The 15488-nt window shown below is 36.2% G+C and carries 10 protein-coding genes; 1 reads left to right on the forward strand and 9 read right to left on the reverse strand.

The genetic code is table 11. The features are described 5' to 3' along the window. Positions 1-630: 630 nt before the first annotated feature. The 8 genes from ABIB30_RS07835 to ABIB30_RS07870 all read right to left on the reverse strand — a co-directional run bounded on the left by ABIB30_RS07835 (position 631) and on the right by ABIB30_RS07870 (position 13039). Positions 631-2076, reverse strand: coding sequence for a S8 family serine peptidase (locus tag ABIB30_RS07835; protein WP_354300807.1), 1446 nt, complete (start codon positions 2074-2076; stop codon positions 631-633). Positions 2077-2078: 2 nt separating this feature from the next. Then, positions 2079-3917 carry a BamJ family beta-barrel-assembly machinery protein gene (gene bamJ, locus ABIB30_RS07840; RefSeq protein WP_354300809.1) on the reverse strand — a complete coding sequence of 613 codons (1839 nt, stop codon included), beginning with the start codon at positions 3915-3917 and terminating at the stop codon, positions 2079-2081. Next, complete coding sequence (locus ABIB30_RS07845) at positions 3917-4759, reverse strand: hypothetical protein (RefSeq protein WP_354300811.1); 843 nt, start codon at positions 4757-4759, stop codon at positions 3917-3919. Before ABIB30_RS07845 ends, bamJ begins: the two co-directional genes overlap by 1 nt. Positions 4760-4762: 3 nt before the next feature. Next, complete coding sequence (locus ABIB30_RS07850; RefSeq protein ID WP_354300813.1) at positions 4763-5308, reverse strand: outer membrane beta-barrel protein; 546 nt, start codon at positions 5306-5308, stop codon at positions 4763-4765. 44 nt (positions 5309-5352) lie between these two features. Beyond that, positions 5353-6540: an NHL repeat-containing protein gene (locus ABIB30_RS07855; RefSeq protein WP_354300814.1), complete on the reverse strand. Its 1188-nt coding sequence runs from the start codon at positions 6538-6540 to the stop codon at positions 5353-5355. A 41-nt stretch (positions 6541-6581) separates the two neighbouring features. After that, positions 6582-7967, reverse strand: coding sequence for a RagB/SusD family nutrient uptake outer membrane protein (locus tag ABIB30_RS07860; RefSeq protein ID WP_354300816.1), 1386 nt, complete (start codon positions 7965-7967; stop codon positions 6582-6584). Positions 7968-7978: 11 nt separating this feature from the next. Beyond that, positions 7979-11689, reverse strand: coding sequence for a SusC/RagA family TonB-linked outer membrane protein (locus ABIB30_RS07865; protein ID WP_354300818.1), 3711 nt, complete (start codon positions 11687-11689; stop codon positions 7979-7981). Positions 11690-11842: 153 nt separating this feature from the next. Further along, the gene (locus ABIB30_RS07870) at positions 11843-13039 is read right to left on the reverse strand and encodes a FecR family protein (protein ID WP_354300820.1); all 1197 of its coding nucleotides are present in this window, start codon (positions 13037-13039) and stop codon (positions 11843-11845) included. Between the two features lie 178 nt (positions 13040-13217). Here ABIB30_RS07870 and ABIB30_RS07875 point away from each other — a divergent pair, with 178 nt between their 5' ends. Next, positions 13218-14540 carry a glycosyltransferase family 2 protein gene (locus ABIB30_RS07875; protein ID WP_354300822.1) on the forward strand — a complete coding sequence of 441 codons (1323 nt, stop codon included), beginning with the start codon at positions 13218-13220 and terminating at the stop codon, positions 14538-14540. A 9-nt stretch (positions 14541-14549) separates the two neighbouring features. Here the strand turns inward: ABIB30_RS07875 and ABIB30_RS07880 are convergent, their stop codons facing one another. Beyond that, on the reverse strand, positions 14550-15134 hold the full coding sequence (locus tag ABIB30_RS07880) for an RNA polymerase sigma factor (protein ID WP_354300824.1): 585 nt from the start codon (positions 15132-15134) through the stop codon (positions 14550-14552). Positions 15135-15488: the final 354 nt, after the last annotated feature.

Raw genomic sequence — 15488 nt, forward strand, 5'->3', positions numbered from 1 at the left:
TCCTATTGTAAACTAAGGGCAGGAAATTGTAATAAACTAGGTAAACATAAATTAGTAATCTACTTTCTACTGTAAACTAATCTCAGTATAGGACATGGTACGCTTATAATGGGGTTGGCAATCCTTTACTAATTGCAAGTTACATTCTAACCACTGTTAAACCTGCTTGTATAAATGGACGTCGTATTTGTGCCATTTATACACCAAATGGTGGACCTAATCCATCAGTAATATCTGCTAATATCAGAAATTATATTGGCATTATACTAGTAACACTTGTAGCAGAACCGGATGCAAGTGCAGGTATTAAAAAATATGTTTACGGGAAAAATTAAGGATTAGCACAATCAAAGTGAAAATCGAAAAGCCAGAAAAAACAGATGTTAAATAAAGTTTATCAATCCTTTCTTATCGATAAGAGTCATAGATTATAAAAAAAGATGATATATATAATAGAGTACACCCTATTAATTTTTAAAGTTTAATTTAATCTTCGTTCAATCTGATCAAGTCAGATCTTGGAAAATACGTAAATGATGAGAAAGCAGAAAACAGTAAAGAGCATAATATTATTTTGACTATTCATTAGTACATGAATTAGTTGTACTATTGAATAATCAAAATATAATATTATTCAAATTTCGCTGATTCGAAGACTTTATAAGCATTAATCACTCCTCCAGAAATGCATTTATCTTTTAAGGCTGGAACTTGTATAACTGATTTCATGATCATTGTCTTAACTTCTGAAGCTGTTAATTTTGGGCAATATTCCCTGATTACTGCAGCTAATCCCGCAACTACTGGAGCAGCCATACTTGTACCTGTATCGTCCAGATATGTTGAACGGGGAGCTGTAGAGGTAATCACAATTCCAGGAGCATATACGTCTACACTATTTTTGCCATAGTTAGAAAATATCCCCGCCAATTTTTCGTCATTTTTCCAGCCAGAGGCCCCTACCTCTATCCAACAAGCTGATATATCCCGACCTTCCACAGTCATACGGTCAGGATAAATAGTCATTTGATCCAGATTTTGACCCTCATTACCAGCAGCATGAATGATTAAAACATCTTTACTTATGGCATACTTTATGGCTTCATTAACTGCAACTGTAGTTTTAGTCCAAGGCTGACCAAAGCTCATATTAATTACTTTTGCACCATTATCAACCGCATAACGAATCGCATCTGCAATTGGTTTAGTTTTTTCATCCTGACTTAAATTATTTTCCTGACTTACACCCATCATCCCATCGCCTTCACCAATTGGATTCAAACCAGGAACAGCCTTGATCACCATTATTTGTGCATGATCAGCTACTCCTTTAATACCAATATTATTATCTCTAACGGCAGCAATAATTCCAGCAATATGAGTGCCATGGTAGGCAGATGGTCCGCCCGTAATAGGATCAAAATCACGTTTTTCATAATAAGCAAGTTGCATATTATAATAATTAACTGCTCTTTTAAGGTTGATTTTTTTGTACCGTACAAAATCAGGATAACTTTTCAAACCAGATACAATTGTAGTCTGCATTTTTTGTTCCTCTGCATTACCTGGAATATAGTTCCTAAAATCATCAATAACAGGATCAGGTTTACTTATCTTTTGCAGAATCTGATCTAATATTTTCTCATCTGCCAGTACATTTTTCAGTTTATTCTGTATTAAGAATACTTGAGTTTTTTCATCCTCTTTTACAATAGTACTATAGAAACTCCAGCCATGCAGATCATCGATAAAACCATTTTTATCGTCGTCTTTGCCATTGGCTGGTATTTCATTAGGATTTGTCCAGATTACAGATTTAAGATCTTCATGATTCACATCCACGCCTCCGTCAATAACCGCAACTATAACTGAGTTCGCCTTCTTTCCCTTCAACAGTTCCGTGTATGCTTTTTCCATACTGATTCCAAATACGCTATCTGTCTTCAGATCCAGATTTTGCCAATTATCTTTGACTTTTTCTCCTGTTTGAGCAAATAAAATATTTGGTAATAGTAGTAGAGCTGCTATTATTAGCAACCCGCTAAAAAATTCAATTCTTAAATTATAATTTCCCATCCTTAATTCATAATTTGCAACAATTCTATTTCGAAAATTAAGGTACTACCTGGTGGAATTTGTCCCGAATTACTCCCTCCTCCATAAGCAAGATTTGAAGGAATATAAATTATCCATTTAGATCCAACTGGCATTAGCTGTAAAGCTTCTGACCAACCTTTCATCACTTGATCTACATTTAGAATATATGGTAAACCTTTCTCCAGAGAGCTATCAAAAATCTTCCCATTAACAAGCATACCTGTATAGTTTACACTAACTTTGTTCGTTAAACTTGGCTTACCCCCTTTACCCTGGTGTATAATTTTGTACTGTAGACCAGATGGTAAAGCAACTATTCCGACTTTTTTCTTGTTCATCATTAAAAAAAGATTGTTCTCTTCGGATAAAGGTCCTTTCATATCTTTCTGCGCTGCCTTTCTGGCCTTCGAATCTGCGATTAATTTACTATCAGCTATCCCTCCTCCATCAAGTTCAGTGAAAACAAATTTATCGACCATTCTTTCCTCCTCTTTCAAATCCAGACCATAATGTTGTAATGACTTCTTTATCCCAGCAATATCAGTCCATGAAGAGAAATTCAAATCAATATCTAAATTCCCAGTATAATCAGTTTCATCAAAAACATAAGGATTATCTGCTTGTTGATTCATTTGTCTGGTTATACTGCTTAGCGGTGAATCTCTAAATTGATGTAAAGATCCTTTAATAACCAGATGGTCATCATATTGATCCGTTAAAGCTTTTTTACTTTTTAATATTACACTTTTATCGGTACGTACTAAAACCAGAACTTTTTCATTTCGCTTTTCCCAACGGACATGTAAACGAAGCAAACGATCCAAATCTGCTATTGTAGACTTATGAATTGCAACATCCGTCTGTCCAGTGTCAGGATTTACAGATTCAAAACAAATACCATTTCTCACTAGCCAATCTTGCAACCCACCAGAACCTTCAAGAAACATATATTTAGATCTATTCAGCACTTCCCAGACAATTTGATTTGCAGTAAATGTAGTGGCAGGCCTAACTAGATTTTCTGTTTTTATCAGATAATTCCAATTGATCCAATACGCACTATAAATCGGGTGATTTAGAAAGAAAGTTCTAACCATTTTTTTACGAGGATCTCTTACAATACCAGATGCACCAAAACCTTCTGAGTTTACGCCTTCTTTATAATCAGATATTGCCGCATATTTCATGAACGTTGATCCTGTATCTATCTGATTTGGATCAGGAGCAAACAACAACTGTTTTGTGGCATCAAATACATAGAAATCATTTTTCACCGGCCAGTTAATTTTCTTTCCATCAAGCACTAACTGAATATTATCCGCAATTACAAAATCTGATGAAGTGATTCCGATTACTTTACCCTTATAGATCCAGACTTCGTGAGGAATAGACTTGTGTTTAAAATAAGAAGAAAAGGTTTTATCCTCTATTACCGATGACAATGAGAGATGTCTAGTATATTTATTATTTTTCCAAAAACTAAGCACATATGCTTCTTTCTCATAAGTTACCGGCAATATTTTGATTTTAGATCCAAATTTATTTTGCAAAGAATCCATTTTGGGAAGTGCTGCCACGCAACCAGAGCAATTGGTTGCCCAGAAATCTATAATTAACAACTGATCGTTATATTCAGCTGTTAGCCCCGACTTTTTATTTGAATTTATAATCTTTTTTATGGTGAAATAGGGCAATTTATCTCCAATAGATAGGTTTGGAAGATCGGCCATACTTTGATCCGGTACTTTATAAGTTTTTTGAGCATCTACGTTGAAAACAATCAAAAAGAGCTGTATAGCTAATATATTTATTAATCTCATCAGTTATTTTTTTTTATAACAAACATTTCCAGTTCACGCATGCCATCAATCAGATCAAGATCATACCTATGCAATTCTTTACGCAAAGCAGAAAGATCTGTCCATGAATCAATCTTAAGATTCAGATCTACAGGATCTTTATACCCCGTTTCATCAACCATTGGTGGTAATCCTGCTTCAGCAAGTGGATGCTCCAGCCTATCAATGGATACATTATTAAAATAACCTTTTAAATCATATTTAGCTTCACCTTTCTCAGCAGATTTAAGTTTGTCAACAGTTGATGTTCGTATCAGAATAAGTACTTTAACCATTTTTTTCTCCATACCAAATTTGACACCGAATGAATTGGCAACATATTCATCTATTGTTTTTCCGCCTTTGATTATCCCAATTGGGAGCATTAACTCAAAGCAATAGGCGTTCTTTCTGTTCCAACTCTCCTTATCACCATATTTAGGGTCATAAAGGTATTTTGATGGATCATCCACTTCCAGTAGTATGTTGTTATGCCTGACTAACCCATGTGTAAGCATATCGGCAATTGACAAATTATACATACTGATCAATTGTAAACCGGTATCCTGATTAAAAAAAGAATTAAAATTCACACCGAATGCACCAGAGACCGGCTTAACACCTTCTCTGTATCCTGTGACAACAGAGAAACGCAAAAACTTATTTTTGTTAGTCAATTGTTCATTCTGTAACTTAAAAACTGACTTTTGATAGTCAAAGTCGAAAAGTGGTTTTCGGTACTTAAAAGTAGAAGTATCTGTTTGCGCTAATCCTTTTAGAAAAACCAGACTTAAAAGGCAGGTAACATAGAATGTTAATTTCATTGCTTAATTTAAATTGAAATTATAACTGATTCTTACACCGGCAGAAGAATATGTTTTTGTAGAAGACGCGATATAGACCGATTCGTATTTAAACAATACATCAAAGTGCTTAGAGGTACGAAAGCCAATTCCTGGAACATAAGTAAAGTACTTTTCACCACTTCCTCCACCCTCTTCGTCTCCATGGTCTCTGCCGCCATAAAATGAGAGACCCGCTTGCCCTGAAGCATAAATTTTTGGTGTAAAATAATACTTAGCTCCCAGTAAAAGTGGAATAAAAGACACCCCCTTTCCTGCTCTTTTAGCTATAAAATCAAGATAACCAGCACTTGCAGTAATACCAGTTTTTTTTAAAACCTGGTATTCTGCCTGTAAAGAGGCGCCGGCAACTAATGATGAATAATTTGACACATACCCGGCTGGTATTCCTATATCTGCACCAATGCTATAGGTTATTCTTTTCTTAACTTCCCCCTTCTCTTGCTGTTGTGCACTTGCTGCTAAGATTGAGATTGCAAAAATGATAATTATTAGAGATATTTTTTTCATTTTACTAAGCTTTATAGTATATATTAAGGTAATCTTGACTTTTGTTAATTAGGATTTCCCCAGCTTTGAGGATTATTCCAACTATTTTGTGGCTTAGTATAAGTCGTAATATTATCTATTCTACAAATCCTGTTATATTCTGTAAAATAAACAATACTTCCATCAGCATTAGTTGTTACTGCAATTGGTGCCCTAAGTTGAGCATCAGGTACTCGTCCATCAACTTCGCCTGCCTTGTCATTACCAGCGAGAGTGGAAACATTTCCATCTGGCGTAATTTTTCGGATCCGGTTATTAGCCTGGTCAGCAATGTAAAGGTTACCAACTGCATCAATGCTCATATAAGTTTGAGAATTGAATTCAGCTGTTAATCTAAATCCATCTCTGTAAGGAAAAATACCTGAAGACTGCGTAGTTCCATCACCAGCCCATGTAACAGCATCACCTTCAGGAGTAATTTTCTGTATAAAATTACTATATCTGTCCGAGACATAAAGGTTTCCAGCAGCGTCTAATGCAAGGCCATTTATATTAGGTCCAAAAGTAAGATCACTAGCCCTTCCATTAAATCTGCTTGGATAATAATTAGGAGTACCAGGAACACCAGCATAGGTACTGACTATTCCTCCAGCCGATATTTTTCTTACTGCAAAATTACCGCTATCTCCTACATATAAATTACCTGTTTTATCTATTGTTAAACCAGCAGGATTGGAAAATTGTGCAGTAGCAACAGGCCCATCCATCATACCCGCATGACCAGTTCCCGCATAAGTAGAAACCACTCCTGAAGGAGTAATTTTACGGATAACGCTATTGCCATAGTCTGATACGTATAGATTACCAGAAGCGTCAATTATCATACCTTCAAGATAACTAAATTGTGCTGCTGTACCAGTTCCATCAGTATAACCATTTACTCCGCTTCCTGCAAAAGTAGTCACCACGCCGGCAGATGTTATTTTACGTATGCGAAAGTTATTTTGATCATTTACATATAAGTTACCAGTAGCATCCATCGCAATACCAGCCATGTAGCTAAACGCTGTCAATTTCCCTGTTCCATCACTATAACCACCTCCAGTACCACCACTACCTACAAAAGTGGTTACTTGGGAATAACTCTGGTCTACCTTTACTTCATCAGGAGCCACTTTTTTGCAGCCACTTGCCGCTAAAACTCCCAGCATACTTATACCGTACAGTCGAAGCCATCTCATCAATCGTTTCATGTTAATTAGTTATTTATGATTTACTTGGTTAAATACTTATGCTATCGTGAATTCTGTTCTATTCCAGCATTTAAGATCACTTCATCGGGAATTAATAAAACATATCTTAGATCATTTGCAGGCAGCTCGTATGTACCTATACCCGTAAGTACTCTTTGCAATTTTTTCGCTGTTGCAGCAACTTTGTTCAATCGGCGTAAGTCTGTCCAACGTTGTGCCCGCATTACTAACTCTTTCCTTCTTTCTGTTAGTATTTTGGTCAAAGCATCAGTTGCATCAGTTGCAATCATATTTACATAGGTGCCAGTTTTCCATCTTGTCACAAGTAAAGTATTCAAGTCAGTCATTGCCTCTGCTGGTTTATTAGTCCTGGCGTAACATTCTGCACGGGTCAGATACAATTCATCTACAGCCAGTCCATTGAAGAAATTAGAGGCAAAAAATGAACCTTCATAATTCCCTGTAAAACGATAAGTGCCGTCTGTGGGAATCCGTTTAAAGAAGATCTTACCTCTCAAATCATTACTATCGTAAGATGCAACTAAGGTCGAATCAATTCTGGCTGCAGAATTATTTGGTACTAAAGTCTTTCCAGGGTTAGTTATTGAATGGAAAATCACTTCTTTATTAAAACGTGGACTAAAAGGAGTACCAGAAATAATACTGATCGCATTGTAATCCATCAACTGACTATTAAGTTGTAATGCCGAAGTTGCGGCACTTAAAGCATTTGGATAATCTTCCATTGACAAATAAGTACGTGCAAGCATAGCGTAGGCTGATGCTTTGTTTGGCCTTGTGGGTACACTGGAGGTTGCAGGCAAAAGACTAACAGCATCCTTAAGATCTTGAATAATTCTGTCATAAGTTTGCTGAACAGTACCACGTACTGATTTCTCACTTAAATCAGTGGTCATTCTCAGCGGAATACCCGGATCCTGACCAGCACTTGCAGCGGTATAAGGTTTAGTATATAATTGCGCGACGTTCCAAAAGGCATATGACCTGTAAAATAAAGCTGCCCCCTTTAAAGAATTTAAGGTAGCCGGATCCGTAGAACCTCCCTGCAGCTTTTGAATAGTCTCTAAAACCAGATTCACCTGGAGTACTACTTTATACGGATTTTGCCATTGTGGAGCTCCAAGCGCTCGTTTTGCCCCAGCCGACCAGATATACAGATCACGATCGACAGGGTCGCTGAGAGTACTATAGTTAATAGCTTTCATATAATAATCATCAGCAGAAAGCTCTCCATCACTTGGGTATCCAGTATTCATTACAGCATAGTTATCTAATAGCAACTGACAATCTTCAGCAGTCTCAGCGATGCTTTGTCTACTATCAGTTTTAACATCTAAGTATTTTTTACAGGAGCTCAACATTAAGCTGAACATAAGAATCGATAACGAGAATTTATAAATCTTCATTTTCTTCAATTTTAGAAATTAGCACTTAAACCGAGACTATAGGTTCTTGGCAACGGAAAATCATATACATCCGGGTCAAGGCCTTGTTTATTTGCTCTCCAGATTACCCCCAAGTTTGATACATTAGCATAAACTCTTGGATTTTTGAGCACCCAGTTCTTTTTGTTAAAAGTGTAAGAGAGATTGATTTCCTGTAAACGGACATGATCGCCTTTCAGGACATTAATATCTGAATACCTGTAAAATGCATCTCCGTTTGGATTACCCGGATAAATCGCCGAAGGAACATTAGTAAACGCCTCATCTCCTGGCTTTTGCCATCTATTAGCATATTCCGCTCCCTGCAAATTCCCAGTGGTATATAAATTATTGTACTGAACTATAGTAGAAATTGGTTTTCTAAACCAATAACCTAGTTTATAGAGTAGATTTGCCGAAAGTGAAAAATTTTCATAGCTGAATGTATTGCGGAAAGAGCCATAGTAAACAGGAATCAGTGAGCCAAAATAATGTAAAGAACTAGTTGGTTGAGCAATAATAGCTCCATACGCATCAGAACCAGTTGTGGTATTATCTATGGTAACGATATTTCCATTTAAATAACCTCTTGGGGCACCATTTGCAGGATCCAATCCTGCCCATTTAAAAGCAAAAGCACGAGATAAGTCGTCACCTTCAGTAAAAAGAGATGGGCTTGATACCAAGCTACCTGCATTATATTTAATAGGTGCATATAGCTTAGTAACTTTAACCCTATTGTAACTGAATAAGAAATTACTAGTCCAACGGAATAGTCCAGTCCGTACATTCAAAGAATTTAAGGTCAGGTCTATTCCCTTACCAAACAAATTTCCAGAATTGAAAAGCAATTGATTGAATCCTGTACTCGGATCAGCTGCGTTATTCGCTAACAGATCTTTAGTTCTTTTTTGATAGTAGTCTACATTTCCTGATAAACGTCCACCCCTTAGACCAAAATCAAGCCCAAAATTCAATACAGAAGTCTTTTCGGGTTTTAATTTGATATTGGAAGGGTTTTGTATATCTGCAAACCCAAGAAAATTACCGTCAGTAACCTGACTAGCAGGAGTATAAGACAATAGTGGTGAAGGAGAAATAGCAGGATTGGTATTTCCATTATATCCAAAAGTTGCCCTTAGTTTTAGAATTGGTAAAAGTGAAAAGTTATAGAATTTCTCATTATTGATATTCCAACCGGCACCCAGAGAATAAAAAGGAGTTCCACCATTATTTCCGACTGAACTGAATACGTTTGATAAATCCCGTCGAAAACTTGCAGAAAGTATATACTTGTTATCATAAGTATAAGCTGCATTAGTGAAATAACTAATCGTTCTTCCATTTGCATCCGAAATAAAATTTGAAGGTGGTGCGACAGTATTAACACCTGCACCACTTATAGGGTTAGCAAATAATAATAAATAAAAATAGTTATTATTTAAGTTCCCAGCGAAAGAAAAATCTTTTTCATTATATCCATAATAACCATTGGATATCACTTTACCATAACTTCGGTAAACATCAATTCCTGCTAGCGCAGAAATGTTATGTTTATCATTCCAAGTTTTATTAAAATTTAACTGACCTCTTAAAGTTTGATTATTAGTATTAGTAATAGTTTTTACATATTGGCCACCTACCGGCAGGTTTCTAATACCCGGATCCAGCGGTAAAAAAGTATAGAGATCATAAGCATTCACTGGGGTCACAAACGAATTAATTTTATCTCTCATATACCACGATTCTGCCCGGTCCAGATCTTCTAAAGTACTAGAACTAACATTATAATTGTAGGTAACATTTGCAGACAGTTCAGGAAGTATCCGATAAGTAGCCGTCAGATTTACATTAATATTCTGCAATTTGGTCTTATTATAACCGTCATTAATATCTACTAACGGCTTGTAATCATAACTTAACAATTTATCCCCATAGGTAGAATTTAAAAGATTCAAAAATGCCTGGCTGTATGCTTTAGTAATTGACAATGGATTACCTTGGTTATCTGCTATCCGACTGTAGGGATAGAAATCGATGTTACCAGTAGCATAGTTTATTCCATTAAAGCCATCTCCACCTGCTTGATCAGTTGTATTTGATTGAGAATAAATAACATTTGCCTGGAGTTCAAGTTTAGTTGTAGGTTTTGCCGAAATCGAATAATTCAAAACCTCACGATTTGATCCAGATTTCACAGTATTGTTTAAGGTCTTATCATAGCCAGCAGAAAAACGCTGGGATATTTGTTGATTTCCTCCTGAAATTGCTAATGAATAGGACTGTGTAGCTGCGTTACGAAAAAAGTACTTAGTAAGATCGTTACGAACGTCGTTGCCCCGTAATGCATCTATTTGAGATTTTGCCACATCAGGTGTAATTTGCCCTCGCCGTTGCTGATCCATGATTTCCGCGACCGGAGAAATTGCCGCCTGACCAGCATTAATTACCGGGTCAGGTGTATGATCAGTTGGTCCTGGATACTGTTGATTATATTGATATAATTGTGCATCAATATAATCTGAGGTACTCATAGTTTTTTGATAGAAAAGATCTGGTTTTTGTGTAATATTCAAATTGGCATTGAAGGCAATTTGTAAGGGGCTTTCATAACTTCCTTTTTTAGTTTTTACTACAATTACGCCGTTTGCAGCTCTGGATCCCCATATGGAAGCCGAGGCAGCATCTTTTAAAATAGTAATGCTTTCTACGTCATTGGGATTCACCAGATCAATAGAATAAGGGCTGGCAATTCCATCTATAACAACCAGAGGTCTGCCACTATTATTATCTCCACCTGTAACAGATAAGGTATTTTTACCACGAATAGTTAAATTTGTAAGCGGCGATCTGGTAGTCGGATTTTTTCTGCTTGCAGAAGAATTTGTAGGAACCAGATCATCTCTGAAATTCATACTAGTAGTTATCCCTTCCAAACGACTGAGCAAATTTGTATTTGTAGTATGCTGTAATTGTTCCTTGCTAATTACCTCAAAAACCCCTGTGGCCCGTTCTTTAGGAACATCCTGATAACCATTGCTCGCAATATTTACTTCGCCTAACTGAACACCAGACTGCGGATTCATCTTAACCGTAATCATATTTGCTGCATTCAAACCGACCAAAGAAACTTCTTTAATATTATACCCTATATAAGAGATAACAAGGACACTTTTTTTAGTACCATATCGCTCAAAATAACCACTTTCCGTAGATACGGAGCTTTTTGACCCTCCTTTTAAACGAATAGTAGCGCCTGGTAATGGTTTACCCTGTTCATCCAATACTTTCCCTCTATAAATAATAGAATCCTGAAGCAGCGGCATATTCAATGAACGGACTAAAGTTTGCCGTTGTTTAATCACAACGCTATTGTCTTCGATTGCAAATGTTAAATTTTGCCCGGCAAGGCACTGAGCCATAACTTCCTTAAGGTCAGTTTTATTGAAATTTGCACTAATTATCTTGTTTTCATTCAGCTTTTCAGACTGCCACAGTATATCATACCCGGTTTGCCTCTTGATTTCTTTAAAAAGCTGTGTGATTTTTATTTTGTTCTGGTTCAGGGTTATTTTCTGTCCATATGTAGCACCGGACACTTGCATCATACCCACAAAAAACAAAATAATCATCAGTCGCATTACTAATAAAAATTTATTCAGATTGCCCGTCAGGCACCCCGAAAGTTTAGTATAATAATTCATACCTTTATATCCTTGGTTTTTTTTTGCAAAGAGAAATATCTTCTAGGGTACACTCTCTGCATTAGTAATAGGTTGCTTAAATCTTGCTATAAACCAAATAGTTAGGGGTGTTTCAGCACCCTTAACTTATTTGATTTTGTTTTGAGTAGCGTTTCAATTCATAACTATAATCCTCCTTCCTATTATCTTAAAGCGGATCGACCCCGTTAATTCCAGCTTTCTCAATACTTTCGAAACATCGCTGTATTTTGATAGTGTTCCACTAAATAAAAGCTTGTCCAATTTCTCTCCTCGCGGGTTTTCGATTTCGACATCATACCACCTCGATACCTTTCTTAATACACTTGCAAGTCCTTCTTTCTCGAACATGAAATATCCATTTTTCCAGGCGACAGCTTCATCAGGGTCGATGTTTTTCACTTTAATTCCCATATTATTAGTATCACCGCTATTGACGAGTGATTGTTGTCCGGGTTTGATAATTTTATAGGTATTTGTAAAAGGACTGATTACTTTAACACTTCCTTCAAGTAAAGTAGTGCTGACAACAGGTTCATTTGTATAGGCATTAATATTAAAGTGCGTACCTAACACTTCCACCACCTGTTTACTTGAAGAAACTAAAAAAGGCTTAGCCGTATTTTTAGCGACTTCGAAATAGGCTTCTCCAACTAATTCAACTTTACGATCTCCCCGGCCAAAAGCAGAAGGATAACGTAGAGAAGATGCTGCATTGAGCCAAACTTTTGTTCCATCAGACAGAATCAATTGAAACTGTCCACCTTTAGGTGTTTCTATAGTATTATATGTAATTTCTTTAGCAGTTGAAGCAGCAGCAGACTGCTGATAAACCAACTGACTATCCCTGCTTTTAGTAATTACGCTACCTGATTGATTCGCAACTTCTCCATTTTTCACATCAGTCAAAGATATTTTGGATCCATCGGCCAAAGTCAGAACAGCTTTATTTCCTCCTGGTGTAATTTTAGTAATCAATTGAGTACTAACAGGCTTAAACCTAATCTGATTTCTTTGGTATATATAAAGACTCATTGGAATCACAAAAGCAGCTGCCGCAGCTAAGTACAGATACTTTGAAAATGAACGTGCACTTTCTATCTGACCAGTGGAGATTCTAGTTTTTTTTTCGATTTCACTATTAATCTTCGAAATGATACGGTCATGGATATTTTGTATCTCTCTGCTATCCATAGACTCGAAAATATCTTCCGTATCTAAAAAAAGATCGAAGTATTGTTCCACAAATAGTAATTGAGCTTCGTCAGCGGTACCTTCTAAATAGGCTTCAACCGCTTTTAAAAATTCGTCTTTAACTTTTTTTGAGTTCATTTAATTGCTGTACTATGATAACCTTTATTATAACAGTATATCAAAATCAGTCAATCTCCTATGCCCATTGAAAATATTTTTAATATGGATACCAGAAATTATTTCAGTAACACCTTTTTGGGACATTTGTCCCGCCTAATCTTTTGCATTCTTGCTTAAATTGTAAAAAAACCTGATTATGGATTTACCACTAGTTTCCTGCATCATGCCTACGGCAAACAGGCAGATTTTCATTCCCTATGCTATTGATTTTTTTTTGCATCAGGATTATCCAAATGCAGAGTTTGTTATTATTGATGACAGTGAAGAATCTATCGCTTCACTGATTCCCAAACATCCAAATATCCATTATGTATATAATAATTCATTAGGTACCAGTCTTGGCAAGGTTAGAAATATAGCCTGCGAAAAGTCCAAGGGAGAAATTATTGTTCACTGGGATGACGATGATTGGTATGCACAAGATTGGGTGAGCCAACAGGTCAATGCTTTAATTAGCTCTGGTGCAGATATTACCGGTTTATGTGATATCAATTTCTTCTCTGCTTTTACAAATAAAAGGTGGACCTACAGAGATACTGAAAAAGAAAAGCCATGGGTTTATGGCGGAACTTTAGCCTACTGGAAATCTTTCTGGAGCAAACAGCCTTTCCATGGCTTGCAGGCTGGAGAAGATAATGACTTTATCTGGAAGTCATCCCAGACTAAAATACATCCGCATAACTACATTGATGGTTATATCAGCGTCATTCACAGAGAAAATTCTGGAATCCTGATGTATGAAGATCCACGAAAAAAAATAAGAGTAGAAAAATGGATGAAAAAGATGGATGCCCCGGAAGTATGTGAAAAGCACTCTATCTTTTCGACTAGTTCAGATCTGCCTCTGGTAAGTTGCATTATGCCAACGGCTAATCGTAAAGATTTTATTCCCGATGCAATAGCTAATTTTCTAAAGCAAGATTATATGAATGCTGAACTCGTTATCATCGATGACGGAAAAGATTCTGTAGCTGATTTAATTCCTGAAAACCCACGCATCAGGTATTTTTATTTCGAACCACTTGGCAAAATAGGCACAAAACGTAATATCGCTTGCGAAATAGCGAATGGAGAATTGATCACACACTGGGATGATGATGACTGGTATGCACAAGATTGGATTTCTCATCAGGTACAGGCATTAATCAATGCTGATGCTGACATTTGTGGCATCGACCAGGTGCAATTTTTCGCGCCTGCCCTTAATCGTTATTGGATGACAAAAAACAGCAATTCTAAACTACCCTGGTTAACGGGTGCATCACTGATTTATAGAAAATCATTTTGGGAGCAGCACCCTTTTAAAAATCTGCAAATAGGGGAAGACGATGACTATATCCGAAATTCAGGAGCGAGAGTTTTTGCCCATGATTACTTTCAGGGCTTTATTGCCAGGTTACATCTAAATAATACGAGTATCAAGTTTTTCGAAGATGAAGAAGAGCAGAAAGCCAATTAAAAATAAGCATTATAATAAATACAGAAACGCCATAATTCTATTCAAAAAAGCTCGTAAATCTGAAAAAGCATGAAGCACCTGATTCTGTACTGTTTTCTGGGAAATATTAAGTCTTTCACTAATTTCTTTGGTAGAGCGGTCATCCAGATATTTCATTTTGAAAATTTCCGCCCGTTTTACAGGTTGCATTGCCAACCAGATAGAAATACACCATTTAAGTTCTTTCTCTTTAAATAAAGAGTCTGCCTGTAAGGAGGATAAGAGCAAATGATCAAGCGGGATTTCAAAATGTGGTGTCGTTTTACCTTTTTTGTAAAGCATATATACCTGATAGCGGATAGCCCCTATTAAATAGGCATAGATATTCTCAATATTCTTTTTCTCTTTTTTTATCCACAGATCACTAAAAACATCCTGAACCACCTCTTCTACTAACTCTATATTTCGTAACCGCTTAAAAGTTTCGTTATAAAGCTTTTTCCAATACCTTTCGTAAATCTCTTCAAATGCTGCCCTGTCCCCTTCTTTCAAGTAAGCAGTTAATTCCGCATCAGAGTAAGAATGATAAACCAATTGCGTAGTTCTCATATTCATATAACTAAATGGTTAAATCATAAAATTTTCAGCACTGGTAAAAATTTATTTTATAAATTCCTGTTTCACCTTAATAAGCAGAAAGTTGAATTCAGCTAAATGCATTTAAAAAATAATGGTCGCATTTATTTGAAAAATAGTGAATTACGAGTCCTTGTATTTACAGCTATTTTAAAAACTAACTATCTAAAATATAAAGAATTATGTAGATTAGCCATGCCGATTACCACATTTACACATATGTATTGAATCGGTTTTTTACCATTTTAATAAAACCAAATATATCCAACACCTTTGTATAAACTGAGCTTATGAAATTCAGATTACTCCTTATGATGTGCACCATATTTTGTG

The organism is Pedobacter sp. UYP1 (genome assembly GCF_040547305.1).
In the GTDB taxonomy this organism is placed as follows: domain Bacteria; phylum Bacteroidota; class Bacteroidia; order Sphingobacteriales; family Sphingobacteriaceae; genus Pedobacter.